At 66.0% G+C, this 20132-nt stretch carries 12 protein-coding genes; 2 read left to right on the top strand and 10 right to left on the bottom strand.

What is annotated here, in order from left to right; all coding sequences use genetic code 11:
* Window positions 1–71 precede the first annotated feature (71 nt).
* Both GV035_RS03760 and GV035_RS03755 read right to left on the bottom strand, forming a co-directional pair.
* Complete coding sequence (locus GV035_RS03760; RefSeq protein ID WP_159833515.1) at window positions 72–1988, bottom strand: amylo-alpha-1,6-glucosidase; 1917 nt, start codon at window positions 1986–1988, stop codon at window positions 72–74.
* Window positions 1985–2461 (bottom strand): nuclear transport factor 2 family protein, encoded by a 477-nt coding sequence (locus tag GV035_RS03755; RefSeq protein WP_159833513.1) that lies wholly within the window; start codon window positions 2459–2461, stop codon window positions 1985–1987. Before GV035_RS03755 ends, GV035_RS03760 begins: the two co-directional genes overlap by 4 nt.
* A gap of 537 nt (window positions 2462–2998) precedes the next feature.
* Here GV035_RS03755 and GV035_RS03750 point away from each other — a divergent pair.
* The gene (locus tag GV035_RS03750; RefSeq protein WP_159833511.1) at window positions 2999–4276 is read left to right on the top strand and encodes a hypothetical protein; all 1278 of its coding nucleotides are present in this window, start codon (window positions 2999–3001) and stop codon (window positions 4274–4276) included.
* Window positions 4277–4278: 2 nt separating this feature from the next.
* Here the strand turns inward: GV035_RS03750 and GV035_RS03745 are convergent, their stop codons facing one another.
* The 4 genes from GV035_RS03745 to GV035_RS03730 form a co-directional block, all read right to left on the bottom strand.
* Window positions 4279–5559, bottom strand: a complete 1281-nt coding sequence (locus GV035_RS03745; RefSeq protein WP_159833509.1) for a DUF445 domain-containing protein — start codon at window positions 5557–5559, stop codon at window positions 4279–4281.
* Window positions 5560–5599: 40 nt separating this feature from the next.
* Window positions 5600–6004 (bottom strand): ACT domain-containing protein, encoded by a 405-nt coding sequence (locus tag GV035_RS03740; protein ID WP_159833507.1) that lies wholly within the window; start codon window positions 6002–6004, stop codon window positions 5600–5602.
* Window positions 6004–11814 (bottom strand): excinuclease ABC subunit UvrA, encoded by a 5811-nt coding sequence (uvrA, locus tag GV035_RS03735; RefSeq protein ID WP_159833505.1) that lies wholly within the window; start codon window positions 11812–11814, stop codon window positions 6004–6006. Before uvrA ends, GV035_RS03740 begins: the two co-directional genes overlap by 1 nt.
* 177 nt (window positions 11815–11991) lie before the next feature.
* The gene (locus tag GV035_RS03730; RefSeq protein WP_159833503.1) at window positions 11992–12885 is read right to left on the bottom strand and encodes an alpha/beta fold hydrolase; all 894 of its coding nucleotides are present in this window, start codon (window positions 12883–12885) and stop codon (window positions 11992–11994) included.
* A 305-nt stretch (window positions 12886–13190) separates the two neighbouring features.
* Between GV035_RS03730 and GV035_RS03725 the strand changes: the two genes are divergently transcribed.
* Window positions 13191–15182, top strand: a complete 1992-nt coding sequence (locus GV035_RS03725) for a glycoside hydrolase family 28 protein (protein WP_159833501.1) — start codon at window positions 13191–13193, stop codon at window positions 15180–15182.
* Window positions 15183–15213: 31 nt separating this feature from the next.
* On the opposite strand, the gene GV035_RS03720 is transcribed toward GV035_RS03725, so the two are convergent.
* The 4 genes from GV035_RS03720 to GV035_RS03705 all read right to left on the bottom strand — a co-directional run bounded on the left by GV035_RS03720 (window position 15214) and on the right by GV035_RS03705 (window position 20123).
* Window positions 15214–16347, bottom strand: coding sequence for a succinylglutamate desuccinylase/aspartoacylase family protein (locus GV035_RS03720; RefSeq protein ID WP_159833499.1), 1134 nt, complete (start codon window positions 16345–16347; stop codon window positions 15214–15216).
* Between the two features lie 667 nt (window positions 16348–17014).
* Window positions 17015–17518 (bottom strand): DUF6496 domain-containing protein, encoded by a 504-nt coding sequence (locus GV035_RS03715; RefSeq protein ID WP_159833497.1) that lies wholly within the window; start codon window positions 17516–17518, stop codon window positions 17015–17017.
* A gap of 61 nt (window positions 17519–17579) precedes the next feature.
* On the bottom strand, window positions 17580–18245 hold the full coding sequence (locus GV035_RS03710; RefSeq protein WP_159833495.1) for a methyltransferase family protein: 666 nt from the start codon (window positions 18243–18245) through the stop codon (window positions 17580–17582).
* 66 nt (window positions 18246–18311) lie between these two features.
* Entirely contained in the window at window positions 18312–20123 is a 1812-nt protein-coding gene (locus tag GV035_RS03705) for a TadE/TadG family type IV pilus assembly protein (protein WP_236572415.1), read from the bottom strand.
* Between the last annotated feature and the right edge of the window lie 9 nt (window positions 20124–20132).

Below are 20132 nucleotides of genomic sequence, written 5' to 3'. Positions count from 1 at the left end.
GGCCTTCGGTGCGTCTTGCGGGAAACGGCTAATTTAGCGCGTTTTTGAGACAGGACGCACGATCGACGCCCTCAGGCCGCGCCGAGCAGCATCTCGATGCGCAGCAGTTCCGCGAGGGACCACGCCTGAAACGGCGCGCCGCCGGGCGTGTGCGGCGCGTCGCCGTCCGCGACTTCGCTGAGATGATCGAGCCCGTCGTGGTCCAGATGCGCTTCGAGCGGCGCGAGAAACCGCTCGCGCACGCCCGCCGCGCCGTGCACGCGCAGCCACGCCTCGACGAACGGTCCCATGAGCCACGGCCAGACCGTGCCCTGATGATAGGCGCCGTCGCGCTCCAGCACGCCGCCTGCATAACGCGGCCGATACGCCGGGTCCGACGGCGCGAGCGTGCGCAGGCCGAGCGGCGTCAGCAGATGCGCCTCGACCTCATCGAGCACCGCGCGCGCGATATCGCCTTCGACGAGCGCAAACGGCAGCCCGCCGACCGCGAAAATCTGATTCGGCCGGATCGAGCGGTCGAGCTTGCCCGCTTCGTGATCGGCGTCGACGACATCGTAGAGCGCGTGCGTCTCGGAATCGACGAAGCGCGCCGCGAAGCTCTGCCGCGCCCGGGCGCACAGCGTTTGCCAGCGCGGGTTCCACGCGGAGGCGATCGCGAGCGCATTGATCCAGAGCGCCTGCACTTCCACCGGCTTGCCGATGCGCGGCGTCACCACCCAATCGCCGGCTTTGGCGTCCATCCACGTGAGTTGCACGCCCGGAACGCCCGCGCGCAACAGGCCGTCGTCATCGGCGGCAATGTGGAAGCGCGTGCCGCCCGCGTAGCCTTCGAGAATCGTATCGACCGCGCGTTGCAGGCGGCTCGCCGTCGCCGCCAACGCGTGGCCGGTCGCCAGATAGTCGTGGACGGCGATCACGAACCACAACGACGCATCGACCGAGTTGTACTCGGGCTGGCCGCCGCTGTCGGGAAAGCGGTTGGGCAGCATGCCTTGGGAGAGCGCGTCGGTCCATTCGAGCAGAATCGATGCGGCATCCTGATGACGCCCGCTCGCGATCAGCAGGCCGCGCATGGAGATGAACGTATCGCGGCCCCAGTCGGTAAACCACGGAAAGCCCGCGATGATCGTGCGTCCCTGCTTCCGATTGACGACATACGCATCGGCGGAACGCGCGAGGCGCGATGCGAACGCCGTGCGGCGCTCCGACTCGCGGGCCGCGAGCCGCGATGCATACGTGAGCGCGTCGGCTTCGTGGGGCACGGCGTCGGCGGCGATATCGGCATGCAGCACCATCACGGCTTCGCGGGCGGTCAGATCGAAGGTGAACACGCCGGGCGTCGCGAGGTCTTCGATAAAATCGAGCCCGCGCTCGCGCTCGCGCGCATAGGCGAAATTGCGATACCAGTCGGGCGCGTGCCGATACGCGCCGTTCGCCGTCGCGCCGATGGCCGGCAAGTCCGCGTACGGCCGCCAATGGACGCGCTCGCCGTCCGTCGTGGCGTCGAAGCAAAACGCCGGATTCTCGCGATGCAGCGCGTGATAGTCGCGCCCTGACAGCAGCGGGCGCACATGCAGCGTCGCCGATTCGGGGCGCTGTGCAGCGTCGAGACGCCAGCGCAGCACGGTCTCGCCGCTCTCCTTCGCGACGAACACTTCGGCCACGACCGTCTCTGCGTCGCCGACGCGATGGCGCCACGTCGGCCACGGCGCGGTATCGAAGGAAACGAGGCTCGCGCGAGCGTCCGGATACAGCACGTCGGGCGCGTAGTGCTGCATCGTCAGCGCAAAGCGGTCGCCGCCGATCTCGACCCACGCCTCGATGCCGTTCACGAGCACCACGCGACCCGCAGGCGGCTGCGTCGCGGCAAGCAAAAGCGCCTGATAACGGCGCGTACGCATGGTTCCGACCGTGCCGGACGCGAAGCCGCCGTGCGCGTCCGCTTCCAGCCATTCGTCCTCGATCCGCGCCACGTCGATCGCCGTCATGTTGCCGCCCGTTTGCGGTAATCGCTGAGCGCGTGCCGCGCCTTCGTGCGGATGGCGCTCTGCATCTGCGGCGTCCAGCCGAACAGCCAGCCGGAGACGCCCAGCGCCTGCCGGCTCCAGCGCCAGAGGTCGAAGGTATCGGTTTGTTCGGCGATCAGTCCGTCGCGGATGGCGAAGCGCGTGGCGATCTCGTTGACGACCGCGCGCCCGGTCGCCGAGTACGTATAGCGCGCGACGGCGTGTGCGCTCGCGGTCTGCCCGAGCGTGGCGATGGCGTCGAACGTCAGCGTGAAGTCGGTCGCGCGACCCAGCAGCATGCGCCACATGTCGCCGACTTCGCGACCGTGCAGCAGACCGAACGCAGGGTCTTCGAAGCGGATGTCGGGCGCATAGCACGCGGCCATGGCATCGGCGTCGGCACGCTGGAAGGCAAGGTAGAAGCGTTCGATCAGTTCGGCGTTCGAGTTTGGCATGGGTGTTTGCAAGGGGAATCGCGCCGCGCGGAAGTTGGCATTTTCGCGCGACTGCGGCCGGTTTGCAGCGTGTCGCGCGTGTTTGCTTCATAGCGGTCGATTTCGAATGCCGCGCTCCTTGTTTAGACAATCTCACGGCGAATTGCACGGGTTTATTAAACAGACGACGCTGCGCATCTGAATGATAAGAGTTTCAGCGCAACGGTTTAAGACAGTCTTATTCGGTTTAGGACGTTTCTTAATCGCCGGTTTGCATTTCGCGGATATAAATTGACGCCGGTTAATTCTTAACCTAGATTTAGCGCACGCTCGTTCGATTCATTAATTGACCGGCGCGTATCGAGGCGGCGCGGCGTTGCACGCGCGCGCGCCGCCATCGCCATAACCTTGAACAGTCAGCGCCCGCTAAAGGCCGCATAAAGCAACATGAGAATCAGGCCTCGAATCAGTACCCTTTCTCTGGCGTCTGCCGATTATTTCTTGACGGACTTACGCACCGGCATAATCACCCGCGCGATTCACCCTCAATCGCCGGATATGATTATCTATGTCCTTAGAACCGAAGACGGATTGCAGTATTGCGCCCAACTGGATTATCGGGAGCATCCGGCGCGCAATGCCATTCTCATGGCGGCGCTCGAATTGGGTTTGACGGTCACGCTTCGCGCGGACGCCACGCACCATATCACCGACGTCGCCGCGACTCTGCCGAATGTCGTCCCGCTTCCGGCGCTCGGGCATACCTGGCGTCTGCTGGAGGACGTGCGCACGGGCGCGGTCGTGCAAGCGGAAGACGCCAATATGCTCGGCAGCCTGGCGTACATCATCCGCAGCCCGGACGGTTCGCATCATTGCGTCCAGGTGTGCCCGAACGAGCGCGGCTACCGGACGGCGCTGCTGATGGCCGCGTTCCGTGCCAAGCTGCCCGTGACCGTCGCGGGCGATCCCGATTACTTCCTAACCGCGCTCTCGGTCGGCTCGAGAGCGTTCGGTCCGAATATCAACTGCGCGCCGGGTTTCATTTCGACGACGCCGCGTTCGGGGCTCATCGACGAAATCATCGACACCGAGGCGGCCGACGCATTAAGCGTCGTCGTCAAGACGCCGGAGGCCACGCGCTACCACGTGCGAATGGACCGTCAGGAGCACGCGAACCGCCACCATCTGGCGATGCTCGCGTTGCGCTCCGGCCTGCCGGTCACGGTGAGCGCCAACGAGGAGCACTACGTGACCGGCATCGCTGTCGGCGCGCTGTCCGCGGACGCTGCGCCTTCCATGATCCTGTTCGGGCAGAAACTGACGGGCATGCAGACGGGGTCGGTCCTGCGCATCATCGACGCCGACGCGCTCGACGAGATCCGCTACGTGCTGCGCGCACCGGACGGCGCGCACTATTGCGCGCGGATGAACACCACGAAACACGCGAGCCGGCATCAGATGTTGATGACGGCGCTCGCCCTGCACCTGCCGGTCAGCATCACCGCCGACGCGAACTCGGTCATCACCGGCGTGTCGGTCGGTCTGCCGCACCGGGGCAGCCCGACGTTTCACTGCCAGGCGACGCGCTTTCCAAAGACGGAGACCGGAAGCATCGTCCGCATGATCGATTCCGATGCGCTCGGCCCCGACACCCGTTACGTGCTCGCGACGCCCGACGGCGACGAATGGGCCGTGCCCGCCTTCGCGCGGGGCCAGCCGGGACGCGGCCCGCTGCTCGCGCTCGCGCTGACGGGCGGGCTGGCCGTGACCGTCAACGGCATCGTGGGCAGCGACACGCCGCTCGATGCGGGAAGCCTGACCGTCGCGCGCAGATAGCGTCAGACGGCGAACACCGTGACCGCGTGAATCAGCAGGCCGACCGCGCCGCCCACGAGCGTGCCGTTCACGCGAATGAACTGGAGGTCGCGCCCGATGTTCAGCTCGACGTCGCGCACGAGCGTGGCGTCGTCCCATTGCTTGACGGTCGCGGCAATGTGCTTCGCAATGCCTTCGCGCAGTTCGGGCGCGAGCGCCTTCAGCGCGTCGCGCATGTGCTCGTTGATCGAGTCGCGCAGAAGCGGATCGCCGCCGAGCGCCTGCGCGAAACCCGCCGCGACCTCCACCACTTTGGCGTGCAGCGCGGAATCGGGGCGCTTCAGGTCCGCGCCGAGCCACGCGGTGAACTCGTCCCACAGGCCGTCCACGTAGCCGCGCAACTCGGGCCGATCCAGCCATTCGCGCTTGTGCTCGTCGATGCGCGCCTTGAACGCGGGATCGGACTTCAAACGCTCGACGAAGCGTTCCACAGTTGCGTCGAAGGCTTTGCGGCGTTCGTGCTCCGGGTCGCTCGTCACGTCGTGCAGCCACTGGTTCGCGCCGCGCACGAGGCCCGCCGCGAACTTGTTGCCGAGATCGCCCGCGTCCAGCCCGACGAAGCCGAGCATGCCGATGAGCTTCGGATATTCCTCGCCCGCCACCGCGATGATGCGCGCCGCGAGCATCTCCTGCACGTCGGGCTTGTCGAGCCACGCCGCCATGTGCTTGAGCCCCTCGTCGAGCAGCAGTTGATGGCGCCGGTCGGCGGTGAGCGTCGAAAGCAGGCTGCCCGCGGCGGCGGAGAGATCGAAGGCATCGGCGCGGCGGCGAACGGCATCGTAGAGCATGGACTTGATGCGCGTATCGTCGATGAAGGAAAGCAACTGCCCGACCGCCCCGACCGCGCGATTGCCGAGCAGCTCCGCGTTCTTCGGCTCCGCGAGCCAGATCGACAGGCGGCTCGCCGGATCGAACGCATTCACGCGGGCGACGAGCGCATCCGTGCCGAGAAAGCGGTCGCGCACGAACACGGCGAGATTGTCGGCGACGCGCGCCTTGTTCGCGGGCAAGATGGCCGTGTGCGGCACCGGCACCCCGAGCGGATGGCGAAAGAGCGCCACGACCGCGAACCAGTCCGCGAGCGCGCCGACCATCGCGGCTTCCGCGAAAGCGGACACCCACGCCCACGCGCCTGCGTCGTGCTGGCTCTTCGCGATGGCGAACAACACGCCCGCGCCGACGAGCAAGGCGGCGGCGAACCACTTCATCCTTTTCAGGGCTACGGCTTTATCCTGCGTTTCCATCTACTTGTCGGTATAGAGGTGATCGAAGCGCGCAAGCATATCAACGCCCTTGCTGCAACTTCAAGAGCGCGTCCATCGCGGGGCCGGCGGCCTGAACCGGCACGAAGATGTGATCGTGGTACGCCGCCGCGATCACATTGCAACTGATGCCCGCCTCACCGAGCGCGCGAGCGAATGCGGCGGTCAGCCCGACGGCGTTCAGGTCGGAGTGCACGGTCAGCGTGATCCATGCCGCCCGAAAGAGCGGCGTGACGCCAGCGGCTTGCGCCGCGCCCTCTTCCATGACGACGGTCCAGCCTTCGCGTTCGCGAAACGTCGCGACGATGCCCGCGCCGCCCGGCGCGGCATCGCCCGGCAGCGACGCGAACACGTAGACGCCGGGCTGAAGCTCCGGCTGCATCGACGCGAGCAGCGTGCGGAGATCCGAGACGGCAGCCGGCGTCATCAGGCCGCATCCTCGGCGGGCCGCGTTCTGCCGAGCACCGGCCGCAGCGCCGTGCCCGTGTGGCTGCGCGGATGGCTCGCGAGCGTGTCCGGGTCCGCCGCCGCGACGATGGTCCCGCCGTTCACGCCGCCTTCCGGCCCGAGATCGAGCACCCAGTCGGCTTCCGCGATCACGTCGAGATCGTGCTCGATCACGATCACGCTATGCCCGCCGTCCACCAGCCGATGCAGCACGCGAATCAGCTTCGCCACGTCCGCCATATGAAGGCCGACCGTCGGCTCGTCCAGCACGTAGAGCGTATGCGGCGGCTTCTGGCCGCGCCGCGTGATGTCGTCGCGCACCTTCGACAGCTCGGTCACGAGCTTGATGCGCTGCGCTTCGCCGCCCGAGAGCGTCGGCGACGGCTGGCCGAGCGTCAGATAGCCGAGGCCCACGTCCTTCATGAGTTGCAGCGGATGCCCGATGCTCGGCATCGACGCGAAGAACTCCACGGCTTCGTCGATCTCCATGGTCAGCACTTCGCCGATGTTCTTGCCGCGCCACGTCACCGCCAGCGTTTCGGGATTGAACCGCTGGCCGTGGCACACGTCGCACGGCACCTTGACGTCCGGCAGGAAGTTCATCGCGATGGTGCGCACGCCTTGCCCTTCGCACGCGGGGCAGCGCCCGTTGCCGGTGTTGAACGAGAAGCGCGACGGCGTATAACCGCGCGCCCGCGCTTCCAGCGTGTCGGCAAAGAGCTTGCGGATGGTGTCCCACATGCCGATGTAGGTGGCCGGACACGAGCGCGGCGTCTTGCCGATAGGCGTCTGATCGACTTCGAGCACGCGGTCGATCGCCTCGAAGCCCGTGACGCCCGAGCAGCCCTGCCATGCGTGGACGACATCGAACTTCGGGCGCGGCGCTTCGCGGGCGAGCACGCTGGCGCGCGATTTCGCCGCCGGAGCGTCGGCCTGCGCCGCCTTGCGCGCCCGCCGCACCGCAGGCGACGACAGCACCGAGCGGCCAACGGCGTCGAGCAGGTTCGTCATCAGCACGTCGCGGGCGAGCGTCGATTTGCCCGAGCCCGAAACGCCCGTGATCGCGACGAGCCGGTTCAGCGGCACGCTCGCCGTGACGTTGCGCAGGTTGTGCAGCGTCGCGTTTTCCACCGTGAGCCATTGCTCCGGCACGGCCGGGCGCTTGCCGGCGGGCGCGCGCACTTCGCGGCGCGGCTGCAACGGATGCACGATCGGGTTCGCCAACATCTGGCCGGTCAGCGACGCCTTGTGCGCCGCGAGGTCCGTCACGCTGCCCTGCGCGACCACCGTGCCGCCGCGCTTGCCCGCGCCCGGCCCGATATCGATGATGTGATCCGCGCGCCGGATGGTGTCTTCGTCATGCTCCACGACGACGAGCGTGTTGCCCTTGTCGTTCAGCTTCTTGAGCGCGCTCAAGAGAATCAGGTTGTCGCGCGGATGCAGGCCGATGGTCGGTTCGTCGAGCACGTAGCAGACGCCTTGCAGATTGCTGCCGAGCTGCGCGGCGAGACGGATGCGCTGCGCTTCGCCGCCGGAAAGCGTCGGCGCGGCGCGGTCGAGGCTCAGATAACCGAGCCCGACTTCCTCCAGAAACTGAAGGCGCCCTTCGATCTCGCTGACCACGTCGCGGGCGATGTCCGCGTCGCGGCCCGTGAGCTTGAGCGACGAGACCCACTCGCGCGTGTCCGTCACCGTCCAGCGCCCGACTTCGGTGATCGGATAATTGCCGAATGTCGCGGCACGCGCGACGTCGTTCAGGCGCGTGCCTTCGCAGTCCGGGCACGGCTGATCGACGATATCGTCCGGTTCCTGATCCACCGAGCCGATGCTCTGCTCGCGGCCGCGATCATCCTGCGCGAAAACTGTGTCGTCGAAGGCGGCACGCTGCTCGCGCGTCAGCTTGACGCCCGTGCCGACGCACGTATTGCACCAGCCATGCTTGCTGTTGTAGGAGAACATGCGCGGGTCGAGTTCCGGATAACTCGTGCCGCAGACCGGACACGCGCGCTTGGTCGAGAACACGATGCTTTCTTCCGCGCCGCGCCGCTTGCCGCTCGACAGCGCGCCGTGCAGTCCGTCGAGCGGCGCGCAGAGATGCATCACGCCCTTGCCGATTTCAAGGGTTTCATCGAGCAGACGCCGCAGGTCCGCTTCCTTCTCCGCCGACACGACGAGATCCGCGACGGGCAGTTCGATCGTGTGTTCGCGGAAGCGGTCGAGCTTCGGCCACGGATCGACTGGCAGGAACTCGCCGTCGACGCGCAGATGCGTGTTGCCGCGCGCTTTCGCCCACTTCGCGAGATCGGTGTACACGCCCTTGCGGTTCACGACGAGCGGCGCCAGCAGGCCCACGTGCTGCCCCTTGAAGTCGCGCAGAATCTGCGCAGCGATCTGCTCGGAGCTTTGCGCCTGAACCGGCGTGCCGTCGTGGATGCAGTGCTGAATGCCGAGCTTCACATACAGCAGGCGCAGGAAGTGCCAGACTTCGGAGGTCGTCGCGACCGTGCTCTTGCGCCCGCCGCGCGACAGCCGCTGCTCGATGGCAACCGTCGGCGGAATGCCATAAACCGCATCGACTTCTGGACGGCCCGCCGGCTGCACGATGGAGCGCGCGTACGCGTTCAGCGATTCAAGGTAACGCCGCTGGCCTTCGTGGAACAGGATATCGAACGCGAGCGTCGACTTGCCCGAGCCGGATACGCCCGTCACCACGTTGAACTTGTTGTGCGGGATATCGACATCGAGCGACTTCAGGTTGTGCTCGCGCGCATTGACGATACGCACCACATCCTCGCCCTGCAATGCGCGCCGCGCGCTCGCCACTTCCGCCGCGAGTTGCAGCGGCACGCCCGCGCGCTTTTCCGCCGCGCCGGGCGCCATCGCTTCTTCGTAGTCCAGCAGCGCGCGGCCTGTGTGCGACTGCTCGCAGGCCGCGACGTCATCCGGCGTGCCGACGCACACCACTTGCCCGCCGCCGTCGCCGCCTTCCGGACCGAGATCGATGATCCAGTCCGCCGCGCGGATCACGTCGAGATTGTGCTCGATGACGATCAGCGAATGCCCACGCTCCAGCAGACGACGCAACGCCTGCATCAGCTTGGCGATGTCGTCGAAATGCAGGCCCGTGGTCGGTTCGTCGAACATGAAAAGCCGCGCCTTCTGATTCGGCGATGCGGTTTCCGCCAGAAAGCCCGCGAGCTTCAGGCGCTGCGCTTCGCCGCCCGAGAGCGTCGGCACCGGCTGGCCGAGCTTCACGTATTCGAGGCCGACATCGACGATCGGCTGCAGGACGCGCAGCACGTCCGCGTCTTTGGCGAAGCACTCGACGGCTTCGCTCACGGTCAGGTCCAGCACATCCGCGACGCTCAGTTCGCGCCCGCCGCGCTCGATCTTCACATCGAGAATCTCGGCGCGATAACGGCGGCCGTCGCAGTCGGGGCAGCGCAGGTAGACATCGGAGAGGAACTGCATTTCGACGTGCTCGAAGCCCGAGCCGCCGCACGTCGGGCAGCGGCCATCGCCCGAGTTGAAGCTGAACATGCTCGCGCCATAGCCGCGCTGCGCGGCGAGCGGCGCTTTCGCGAAGAGCTTGCGGATTTCGTCGAACGCGCCGACATAGCTCGCCGGATTCGAGCGCGCCGTGCGACCGATCGGCGATTGATCGACGAACACGACATCGCTCAGTTGATCCGCGCCCTTCAGTGCGCGAAACGCGCCGGGCGCTTCCGTCGCCTTGCCGAAGTGACGCATCAGCGCGGGCGCGAGCACGTCCTGGATCAGCGTCGATTTGCCCGAGCCCGAGACGCCCGTCACGCAGACGAGGCGCTCCAGCGGAATCTCGACCGTCACGTCCTGCAAGTTGTGATCGCTCGCGCCTTCGAGGACGAGACGCGGCGAGTTCGCATCGACCGCGCGGCGCGTCCAGTTCGACGCATGCGCGACGTGCTTGCGGCCGCCGAGATACGCACCGGTGAGCGTGTCGCCGGACTGGATGTCGTCGGGCCTGCCGTCGTAGACGATCTGCCCGCCGCGCTCGCCCGGCCCCGGTCCCATGTCGATCAGGCGGTCCGCCGCGAGCATCACCGAAGGATCGTGCTCCACGACGACGAGCGTATTGCCCGCATCGCGCAGACGATGCATGGCCTCCACGATGCGGTTCAGATCACGCGGATGCAGCCCGATGCTCGGCTCGTCCAGCACGAAGAGCGTGTTGACGAGCGACGTGCCGAGCGCGGTCGTCAGGTTGATGCGCTGTACTTCGCCGCCCGAAAGCGTGCGGCTCTGGCGATCCAGCGTCAGATAGCCGAGCCCCACGTCGCACAGATATTTGAGGCGCGTGCGGACTTCGGCGTGCAGCAGCTTGAGCGCCTCGTCGAGCAGCGTGGACGGCAGCGTGAGCGAATCGAAGAAGCGGCGGATGCGCTCGATCGGCATCAGCATCAGGTCGTGGACCGTGAGGCCGGCCGGGGTTTCAAGCTGATCGCGCGTCCAGTCGACGCCGTTCGGCATGAAGCGGTCGGCGGGCGCGAGCACGGCGTCGGCCTGTTCCTTCGTGCCGAGGCGCCACAGCAGCGATTCCGTCTTAAGCCGTGCGCCCGCGCAGGCGGGGCACGTCGTATAGCTGCGGTATTTCGACAGCAGCACGCGAATGTGCATCTTGTACGCCTTCGACTCCAGATAGTCGAAGAAACGCTGCACGCCGTACCACTGGCTGCCCCACTTGCCGGTCCAGTCCGGCGATCCGTGGATGACCCAGTCGCGTTCTTTTTGCGTCAGCTCGCTCCACGGCACGCCGAGCCGGATGCCCGCCTTCGCGCCGTAGCGCACGAGGTCGTCCTGATTCTCCTTCCACGCGGGCGTTTGCAGCGTCTTGACCGCGCCTTCGCGCAGCGTCTTCTTCTCGTCGGGGATGACGAGGCCGTAATCCACGCCGATCACGCGCCCAAAGCCGCGGCAGGTCTCGCACGCGCCATACGCCGAGTTGAACGAGAACAGCGCCGGCTGCGGATCGGCGTAACGCAAGTCGCTTTCCGGGCTGTGCAGGCCGGTCGAGAAGCGCCAGATATCGGGCTCGCCTTCGTCCTTCAGCACGTAGACGTTCACGCGTCCGCTGCCGCGCAGCAGCGCGCCTTCGATGGCCTCCAGCGCCCGCGAACGCTCGGTGTTGTGCAAGCGAAACCGGTCCGCGACCACATCGAGCACTTGCCGTGCGCCCGCTTCCGTCTGCATGTGGCGCTTGGCCTGCACGCGGGTGTAGCCGCTCGCGGAAAGCCACTGCGCGACTTCGTCGTCGCTCGTGGTGTCGGGCAGTTCGACGGGAAACGTCACCGCGAGGCGCGGATCGCCGTCGCGCGTGCGCTCCAGCAGTTCGGCGTAAATGGTCTCGGGCGTGTCGTGCCTGACGCGGTGCGCGGTCTTTCTGTCGAAAAGCTCGGCGGCGCGCGCGTAGAAGAGCTTGAGGTGATCGTTCAGCTCGGTCATCGTGCCGACCGTCGAGCGCGAACTGCGCACCGGGTTCGTCTGGTCGATGGCGATGGCGGGCGGCACGCCGTCCACGCGATCCACTTGCGGGCGGTCCATCCGGTCGAGAAACTGGCGTGCGTATGCGCTGAACGTCTCGACGTAGCGGCGCTGGCCTTCCGCGTAGAGCGTGTCGAAGACGAGGCTGGACTTGCCCGAACCGGACGGTCCGGTGACGACCGTCATCTGGCCGGTATGCAGGTCGAGATCGAGATTCTTGAGGTTATGTTGACGGGCGCCGCGAATGCGTATTGCGTTGTTCGATGCCAATTTTTCCAACCGGTTCAATGAGATGGACGGCCGTTCACGGCCGTGGGCGGCGCCGCGCGAAGGTCCGGCGGCAGGCGCCTGCCGCAGCGAACGGTACTGTACACCCATACAGTAGCCGCCGCCAAAAGCGGGCGAGCGCGTTCGCCTGCCACTTGCAAGTAGCTCGCCCGGTCGCGTTCAGCCAAGATGAGCGATGAGCGCATCGGCGACGGCATCGGGCGCTTCGCGCGGCGGAAAGTGGCCCGCGCCGTCGATCACCACGCGCCGATAGCCCGCCGTGAAGCAGCCCTCCTGCCCTTCGGATGTCGAGACATCGTCGCAGAAATCCGAGCCGCCCTGCATCATCAGCGCGGGCACGCCGATGCGCTCGACGGTCGCGAGCCGCTCGTGCAGAGGTTCGAGCGCCGGGTCGGACGGCTCGTCGCTGCGCCAGCGGCGGCGATAGGCGTTCAGCGTGATCGGCACCCAGTCCGGGTTCTCGAAGGCGCGCGCGGTGGCGGCGAACTCGGCTTCATCGAACCAGCCGGGCGGCGACCACGTGTCCCATTGAATGCGCGCGAAGCCTTTCGGGTCGGCGGCGACGGCGTCCGGGGCGTCGTCGAGCGACATGAACCACTGGTACCAGAAACGCCGCGCCTGCGCGAAGTCCGCCGGCAGCGTGAATTTCCCGCGCGGCTGGAACGCGAGCGCAATTGCGGCCATGCGCCGCACGCGTTCGGGAAAGAGCGCGGCGAGCGTGTAGGCGGCGCGCGCGCCCCAGTCGTGCCCGACGACATCGAAACGCGCGATGCCGAGCGCATCCGCCAGATCGACCGCGTCTTGCGCCAGCGCGACGCCCGAGCCATCGCGGACAGTGCCCGCGCGCAGAAAGCGCGTGCCGCCCGCGCCGCGCAGTTCCGGGACGATGGTGCGGTAGCCCGCTGCATTCAGCCGCGCGGCGACGTTCGACCAGGCGCGCGCCGCGTCCGGCCAGCCGTGCAACAGGATGACGGGCGGCCCGCCGGCGGGCCCGGCGTCGGCGTAGGCGATATCGAGCGTCGGCGTCGCTGCGTGCAGTTCGAAGGTCAACATGGCTCCTCCATTCGGGAAGCGAAGCGTCAATTCTAGAGCGGCATCGGAATCGGTGTCGGACGCTTGCGGCAAATGTGACACATGATGTCGTATGAGATGCGCGGCGCGCGGGTAATCGCTTCCTTACGGGAAAGTCCCGACCGTTATGCGGCGATGCGAAGCTTGACGCGCCGTGTTCCGGCTCGCTATCGTCACTCGGGAAAACGATTTCTTTAACGGCCGCTATCTGCGCTCGCAGATGAAGTCGTATGACGTCGTTTGAAGTCCCCCACATTACAACCGGACACACCGGAATGGAGACAAGCATGAAAAAGCGCCCCACCGCCCCCGCGTCGACCCGCCGCCGCACGCTTCTCAAGTTTGCTGGCGCGTCGGCAAGCGCGCCGCTCATCGGCGGCCTTGGCAGCCTGAGCGTGCTCGCCGGCTGCGGCGGCGGGCATCACGATTCCAGTTCTCCGAGCACGCCGGAAGACCCGATCTGGGGACCGTCCGGCTCCGCGACGCAAATCATTAACGCGCTGAAAAACGTTTCGACGTCGATGGTGCCGAGCCGCCAGTTCCTCGTCACCGACTACGGCGCGAAGCCGTGCGCCATCGTCGCCGCGACGAGTCCGTACACGGATCCCGCCAAGTCGCCGGTCAGCACCGGCTCGGACCAGACGCAGGCGCCCGGCTCCTTCGACTCGCGCCCTGCGTTCCTGGCGGCCATCGCGGCATGCAGCGCGGCGGGCGGCGGGCGCGTGGTCGTGCCGACAGGCAACTGGTATTGCGCCGGCCCGATCATCTTGCAGTCGAACGTCGATTTCCACTTGAGCGCCAACTGCGAGATTTTCTTCAGCCAGAATCCGGCGGACTACGCGAAGGACGGCCCGATCGACTGCGGCGCGAACGGCAAGCTCTACTACAGCCGCTGGCAGGCCAACGACTGCCTCAACTTCGGCCCGCCGGTCTACGCGCGCAATCAGACGAACATCGCGATCACCGGCGAAGGCGATACATCGGTGCTCAATGGTCAGGCCATGACGCCGTTTGCCGGCAGCGGCAATACCGCGACGTGCTGGTGGACCTATAAAGGCAACAGCGGCGCGTACGGCTACGCGGGCTCGTCGACGCCCTCGCAGGCTTTCGCGAATCCGAACAACGTCGATCTGAAGACGGCCGCGCCCGGCATTTCAGCTGCGCTGTACGCGAAGCTGACCGACCCCGCGACGCCCTGGCAGCAAGACCAGAACTATCTGCCCGCGCTGTCGGAAGCCGGCGTGGCAATCGAAAAGCGCATCTTCGGCATCGGCCACTATCTGCGGCCGAGCATGGTGGAATTCATCGGCTGCACGAACGTTCTGATGCAGGGCTATCGCACCATCAACACGCCGTTCTGGCAGCATCATCCGACCCATTGCAAGAACGTCGTGATCACCGGCGTGACGGTGGACAGCATCGGGCCGAACAACGACGGCTTCGATCCCGATGCCTGCGACATGGTGCTGTGCGACGGCGTCACGTTCAACACGGGCGACGATTGCATCGCGATCAAGTCGGGCAAGGACCTCGACACGCAATACGGCCCCGCGCAGAACCACGTCATCCAGAACTGCACGATGAACAGCGGCCACGGCGGCATCACGCTCGGCAGCGAAATGGGCGGCGGCGTGCAGAACATCTACGCGCGCAATCTCCAGATGCTGAACAAGTTCTGGGCGACGAACTCGCTCAACATCGCCATTCGCGTGAAGACGAACATGAATCGCGGCGGCTTCGTGAAGAACTTCTATGTCGACAACGTCACGTTGCCCAACGGCGTGAGCCTCACGCCATCGGGCTATGGCAGCAGTCTGCTCGCGGGCAGCCCGATCAACGCGACCGTGCCGCTCGGCGTGGTGACGGCGAACGCGGCGAATCCGTCGGCGGCGCAGGGCGGCATCATCACGTTCGACTGCGACTACCAGCCGTCGAAGGACGCGATCCGCACGCGCCCCGCGCTCGTCCAGAACGTCAATATCTCGAACGTGAAGGCGAGCAACGTCAGCCTGAACGGCGTCACGGCATCGTGTTTTCAGGCGATCGTCGCGCAGGGACCGGTTGCGTTCGACTACAACGGCCCCGCGCCGACGCCCGCGATTCCCGCGATTGCCGGCGTCACGATCACCAACTGCGATTTCGGCACGCCTGTCGCGGCCGGTCCGGCAACGGCGACGACGCCAGGGCCGATCTACGCGTACAACGTGCACGACATCGTGCTCAACAACACGGTGATCGCGGGCAAGACGTTGAATCAGACCGTCACCGACGCGCGGTGAAGGCAGGCGCGCGACGCGCTTTGGCAACGCGTCACGCGCCGATCAACACGCCGGTCCTGAATGCCTGCGCACCCGTGATTCTTCCGATCGGCGCGCCCGCGTGAACGAAGCGAATGGCGCGCCGCATGTAGAACACGCCGTCATTCTTCGTGGTCACGGTGGTCACGACATCCGTCAGCGGATCGATGATGTCGAAGACCGCGTCGCCCGTCTTCAGCATCGCGCCGACTTGCGCGCGATACACGACGACACCGCTCACCGGCGCGGTCAGTTGCTCGCTGCCCGCGAGCGGCGTCGCGGCCTGCGCGAGCGGCGGCAACTCGCGCGCCTCGCCTTCGATCACGCCGCGCGCGATCAGGAAGTCGACGATCGCGTCTGCATCGTTCGATGCATGCTCGTAATCCACATCCCGCTGGCCACGATGCTCCAGCGTCGCCGCGATGTTCGGCGCGCCGAGCGGCACGCGTTCGCCCAGCAACGCGCGCACTTCGTTCCACAGCAACGCATGGATTTCGTCGAAGGACTGACCGCCCGAGTCCGTGGCGAGCAGCACGCCGTTCGCGCCGAGATAGCGGGCAAGCGGCTCGATGGCCGGCCAGCTCGCCGGGCTGGTGTAGAGATGCATCGTCGCTTCCAGCGAGCAATGCAGATCGAGCACGATATCCGCTTCTGATGCGAGTCTCAGCAGCGCAAGCCGCAACGATTCGAATTCGTTGCGCGCGGTCATCTCGCCGAGCATGTCGCGCACGGCCGTGCGCAGAAGCAGCTTGTTGTGCGTGGCATCGGTATGCGACACGCGCGGCCGGATGCGCTCGATCAGCGCGCTCGCGGGCGGCATCGGAAAGTTGCGGTTGAAGTTATGCCCGCTGTTGCTCTCGAAGCGTCCGATGAACTGGCCCAGCACATGCTGCGACAGACCGATGGGGTTGGCCACCGGCACGAGCACGACTTCCCCGCGCATGCGCCCGCTCGCTTCAAGTTCGATGAGCCGCTGCTTGAGCCGCCACGCGGTGAGCATGGCGGGCGTTTCGTCGGCGTGAAGCGATGCCTGTATATAACCCTTTTCTTGCGCGCCGGATGCGGTGGATGCGCCGAAATGGAAGCTGACGAGTTCGCGCGTCGTGCCGAGGGATGCCGGGACGAGTGGCGTGCATTTCATGTGCATTGCTTAGTTATCCGCATGAATGTGGGATCGCTCGACATGGACGTCGTGAGCGATGTTTGATGGCTGCCGCGCGGATTCACGGGCAGCGTGTCGCTCCGGCTCGCCGCCGAAGCCATAGCTTTCGCGAGCGGTGTTGGCGCATCGACGCCTATCCGACGAGCGCGACTTCGCGCGTGCTCACGTCGTGAGCGCGCGGAGGCCGTCTCGACTATGCGCTCGCGCTCATTCCGCCGGATGACGACGTGCGCGACATGGAGATCATACGGTTGTTCGATTCGGAAGTCGCCGTGACGCGCGGCGCGGATGTCCGCTCGCAGGTGGGCGCACGCTCGCCGATCTGCGCGATACCCAATGCGTCAGCAAGCGGCACAAGCAGTAGCGCGGCAACAGGCTGCTCGCGCTCTACGATGAGGCGACCCTACCGCCTTGCATCGCCGCGACGACCGAGGCCGAGTTCGACGTGATGCACTGCTTCGCCGCCAGCGACTATCTTGCGATTGAACCGGCGAGCCTCGCGCAGCAGGGGTTTCTCGCGACCACCCCAAGATCGCGCCGCACCGACGCCGCTCTGCATACTGCGCCGCCCGGACGTCGCGTTGACGCCCGCGGCGCAAGAGTTCGCATCAATGGCCATTTCCTTCGCGCGGACGCTACCGCCCAAGCCACCTCACCGCGAAGCGTGACGCGAAGCCGAACCCGACTTCTTGCCCGCAGCCTGCGCGCGCCGCGTGGCCCAGCCCTTCTTCGCAGCGGCGGAGCGGTCGGCGGCGGAACGGCGGCTCGCACTGGCATGCGCCTGCTTCGACAGCGACTTGTGCGACGCGGCCTTCGTGCCTTCGCGCTTGAGCACGCGCGTGGACGTGGCAGATCGCTTGGCCTTCGACTCCGTGCTCGGACTCTTGGTCTTGCGATGCGCGGCCTTCGTGTCCTGCGCGGCTTTCTTGCGCGTGCCATCGGAGGCTTCGCCCTTCTTCGGCGTCTTGAGCTTCACGCCCGCGCGCCGCGCTTCGGACAAGCCAATCGCGATGGCCTGCTTGGCCGACTTCGCGCCGTGCTTGCCTTCGCGAATGTGGTCGATCTGTTCCTTCACAAACGCGCCCGCCTGCGTGCTCGCGGACTTCCCTGCGCGCTTGGCCTTCTCGGCGCGCTCGATGGTTTTCTTCTCGGGCATGTCGGTGCTCCTTGGGTTGAGGATGCACCGGAAGGCGAGCAACGCCCGTGCCCGGCGGTATTCAGAAGATGCCCGCGATCAGGCGATAACGCACGCGTTTCGCATACTCGCGATACGTGTCGTCTTCCGACAGCAGCCGCTCTTCCCGAACGATGCGCGTCACCTGCAACGTCCAGTGCAGAGCGAGCACGATCACGTTCTGCAAGCCGAAGTTAGGCAGCAGAAAGCCCGCATCTTTGATGAGGTAGCCGAAGTACATCGGATGGCGAATCAGCTTGTACGGCCCGTGCACGACCACGCCACGGTTTGCCGGCAAAATGCCGAACGAGCGGCGCAGCGAGAGCTTGGCGCTGATCTGGATGGACATGCCGATCATCTGGAGACAGGCCGCGATCCATTCCGGAATCAGATGGATGCCCGGCCTGATGTCGAAGGCGAGGAAGTAGAACGTCGCGACGCTCGACACCACCACGGACAGCACGTTCCAGTCGCGCTTTTTCGGCACGCGCGAGATCATCGACAGCGCGATAGCCACGACTTCCGACGTCACCATCAGCAGCACCGTGACCCGCGACGGGTCACGCCAGAACTGCACGAGCGCGCCGTACAAAAAGAGGCTCAGCATCGCGACGGTGAGCATGCGAATCGCCGCTTCCACGAGAAATTCGGCGTGCGCGTGGAGCCAGCATGTCACCGGATTCACGCGGGCTGCTGTGTTTGTGTTCATCACGTCACCTGCTGCATGGAGGAAAGAGACGGCGCACACGGATCGCGCGCCTCTTCCGGGTTATCGTCACTGCGTGAGCCGGAGCACACCCAGGTTTCCGGCAATCTGCTGAAAAATCTGGTTGAGCGCGGTGTTGTCCGGCGCGTGGTAATAGTTGCCTGGCGTCGCGCACGATTGCATGGTCTGCTGCGCCTTCACGCTCGTGCTGTCGGTGCCGTATGTGCCGAACGTGATCGCATAAATGGTGATACCGCTCTTCTTCATCGCCGAACACACGCCCAACTGGAACGTATTGAGGTCGTCGGAACTGGAGGTCGCGCCATTCAGGCCGAGTTGCAACGACTTCAGGTTCTGGTCGCCCAGCGAAAGCTGATTGAAGTACGGCATCGGGAAAGTGCCGGAGGTCGTGCCCGGATCGTTCACGCCGTCGGTCAGCACGATGGCGACGCGCTGCAAGCCCTGCGTCGTCTCGGGGCGCGGCAGCGTCGTATCGCTCGACGAGGTCCAGCCGTTGTTGCTTCCCGCCACCGCCGGCGACCAGTCCGACGACAACATGCGCCAGCCCCAGAGCAGGCCCGTGGGGATCATCGTCGAGCCGTAGGCCTTCATCGCGTTGACGGCGCTCGTGAGCGTGCTCTGGTCCTTCGTGAGGAACACGGTCGGCTGAATCGAGCACGGCTGAAAGTCGCTGGCGCTGCCGTTCTGGTCGTACGTGATGTTGGTGCTGGTCGTCATCTGCGACCAGCCGCTGTTCGGCGAGGTCGCGGTGTCGCCCGGACAAAGCGTCGCCGAGCCATAGCTGCCGCGATAGTACGAAAGCGGCACGCTCGTGATGACGGCGGGATTCGGGCTCGTGCTGGTCGAGAGCCGGCAACTGGTCGAGTAGTACTTGATCGAGAAACCGGAAGGCGGCACGTTGAAGTACCACGGCGTGAAGCCCGGCGAATTCTTCGGCGCATAGGCTTGCGGCTCGATATGGCCGCTCGCGTCGTGCGGCTCGACCACGCAGCCGCTCCACTTGGTCATGCTCACGCCGCTCGAGTTGTAGAGCCACTTGCTTGTGTTTTGCTGCATCCACGAACCGCTGGTGCTGAGCGATCCCTTGACGTTCACCATCGTCGTGAAGGGCACGAGTCCGATATACGAGTCGTTGCCGGTGACGCCGAGAATCTGCCCGATGAGCGTGTTCGCGGCGTATTGAAGGCCCTGCAGCTTGGTCTGCGCGGGATTCCTCGAGGAGATGGTGGTGCCGTTCGCGGCGTCCGCCATTGAGCCGGTGTTGTCGAGAATCAGCGCGAGTTCCAGCGTGCTCTTCGGCAGACGCAGCGCCGAGTTGCTCGCGCTGATGGTCTGCTGGTCCGGCTGGGTCGTTCCCGAACCGCCGGTCGAGCCGGAGGTCGAGGTGCTCGCCGGACCGAGAATGTACGCCGCGTAGAGCGGCACGGAACCGGACGCCGAAAGCTGGATGGTCTGCCCGGTCGCGGGCGAGCCGGTCACATTCGCCGTGAAATTCGAGTTCGGCATGGTGAGGCCAAGGTAGCCGGTAGGCATGTTGGCGTCGTAATACGCGCGGGCGTCGGCTTGCCATTGCGCGAGACTGGAGCCGGACGTCGAACTGTAATGCGCGAGATCCGCGCCCGCCGAAAGGGTCGCCACGTCGAGCGCCATCTGCATGCGGGAGGACGAATTCGCCACGTCGATGGTATCGAGCGCGGTGGCGAGCGTGCCGATCATCATGCTCGCGGTCAACGCGAACATCACGGTGAGCGCGCCCTCTTCGCCCATGACGAGGTTCGCCACGGAGCGCGGCGCGCGCGGGCCGCCGAAGTTGGCGAAGAACGAGGGCTTCGCTTCAGCGCGCGGGCGGGTGGTAGACACGGACCTTTT

Source organism: Burkholderia sp. 8Y, assembly GCF_902506145.1.
Taxonomy (GTDB): domain Bacteria; phylum Pseudomonadota; class Gammaproteobacteria; order Burkholderiales; family Burkholderiaceae; genus Caballeronia.
The sequence above is the reverse complement of the archived record's forward strand: the minus strand, read 5'-3'. Positions and strand labels throughout refer to the sequence as shown.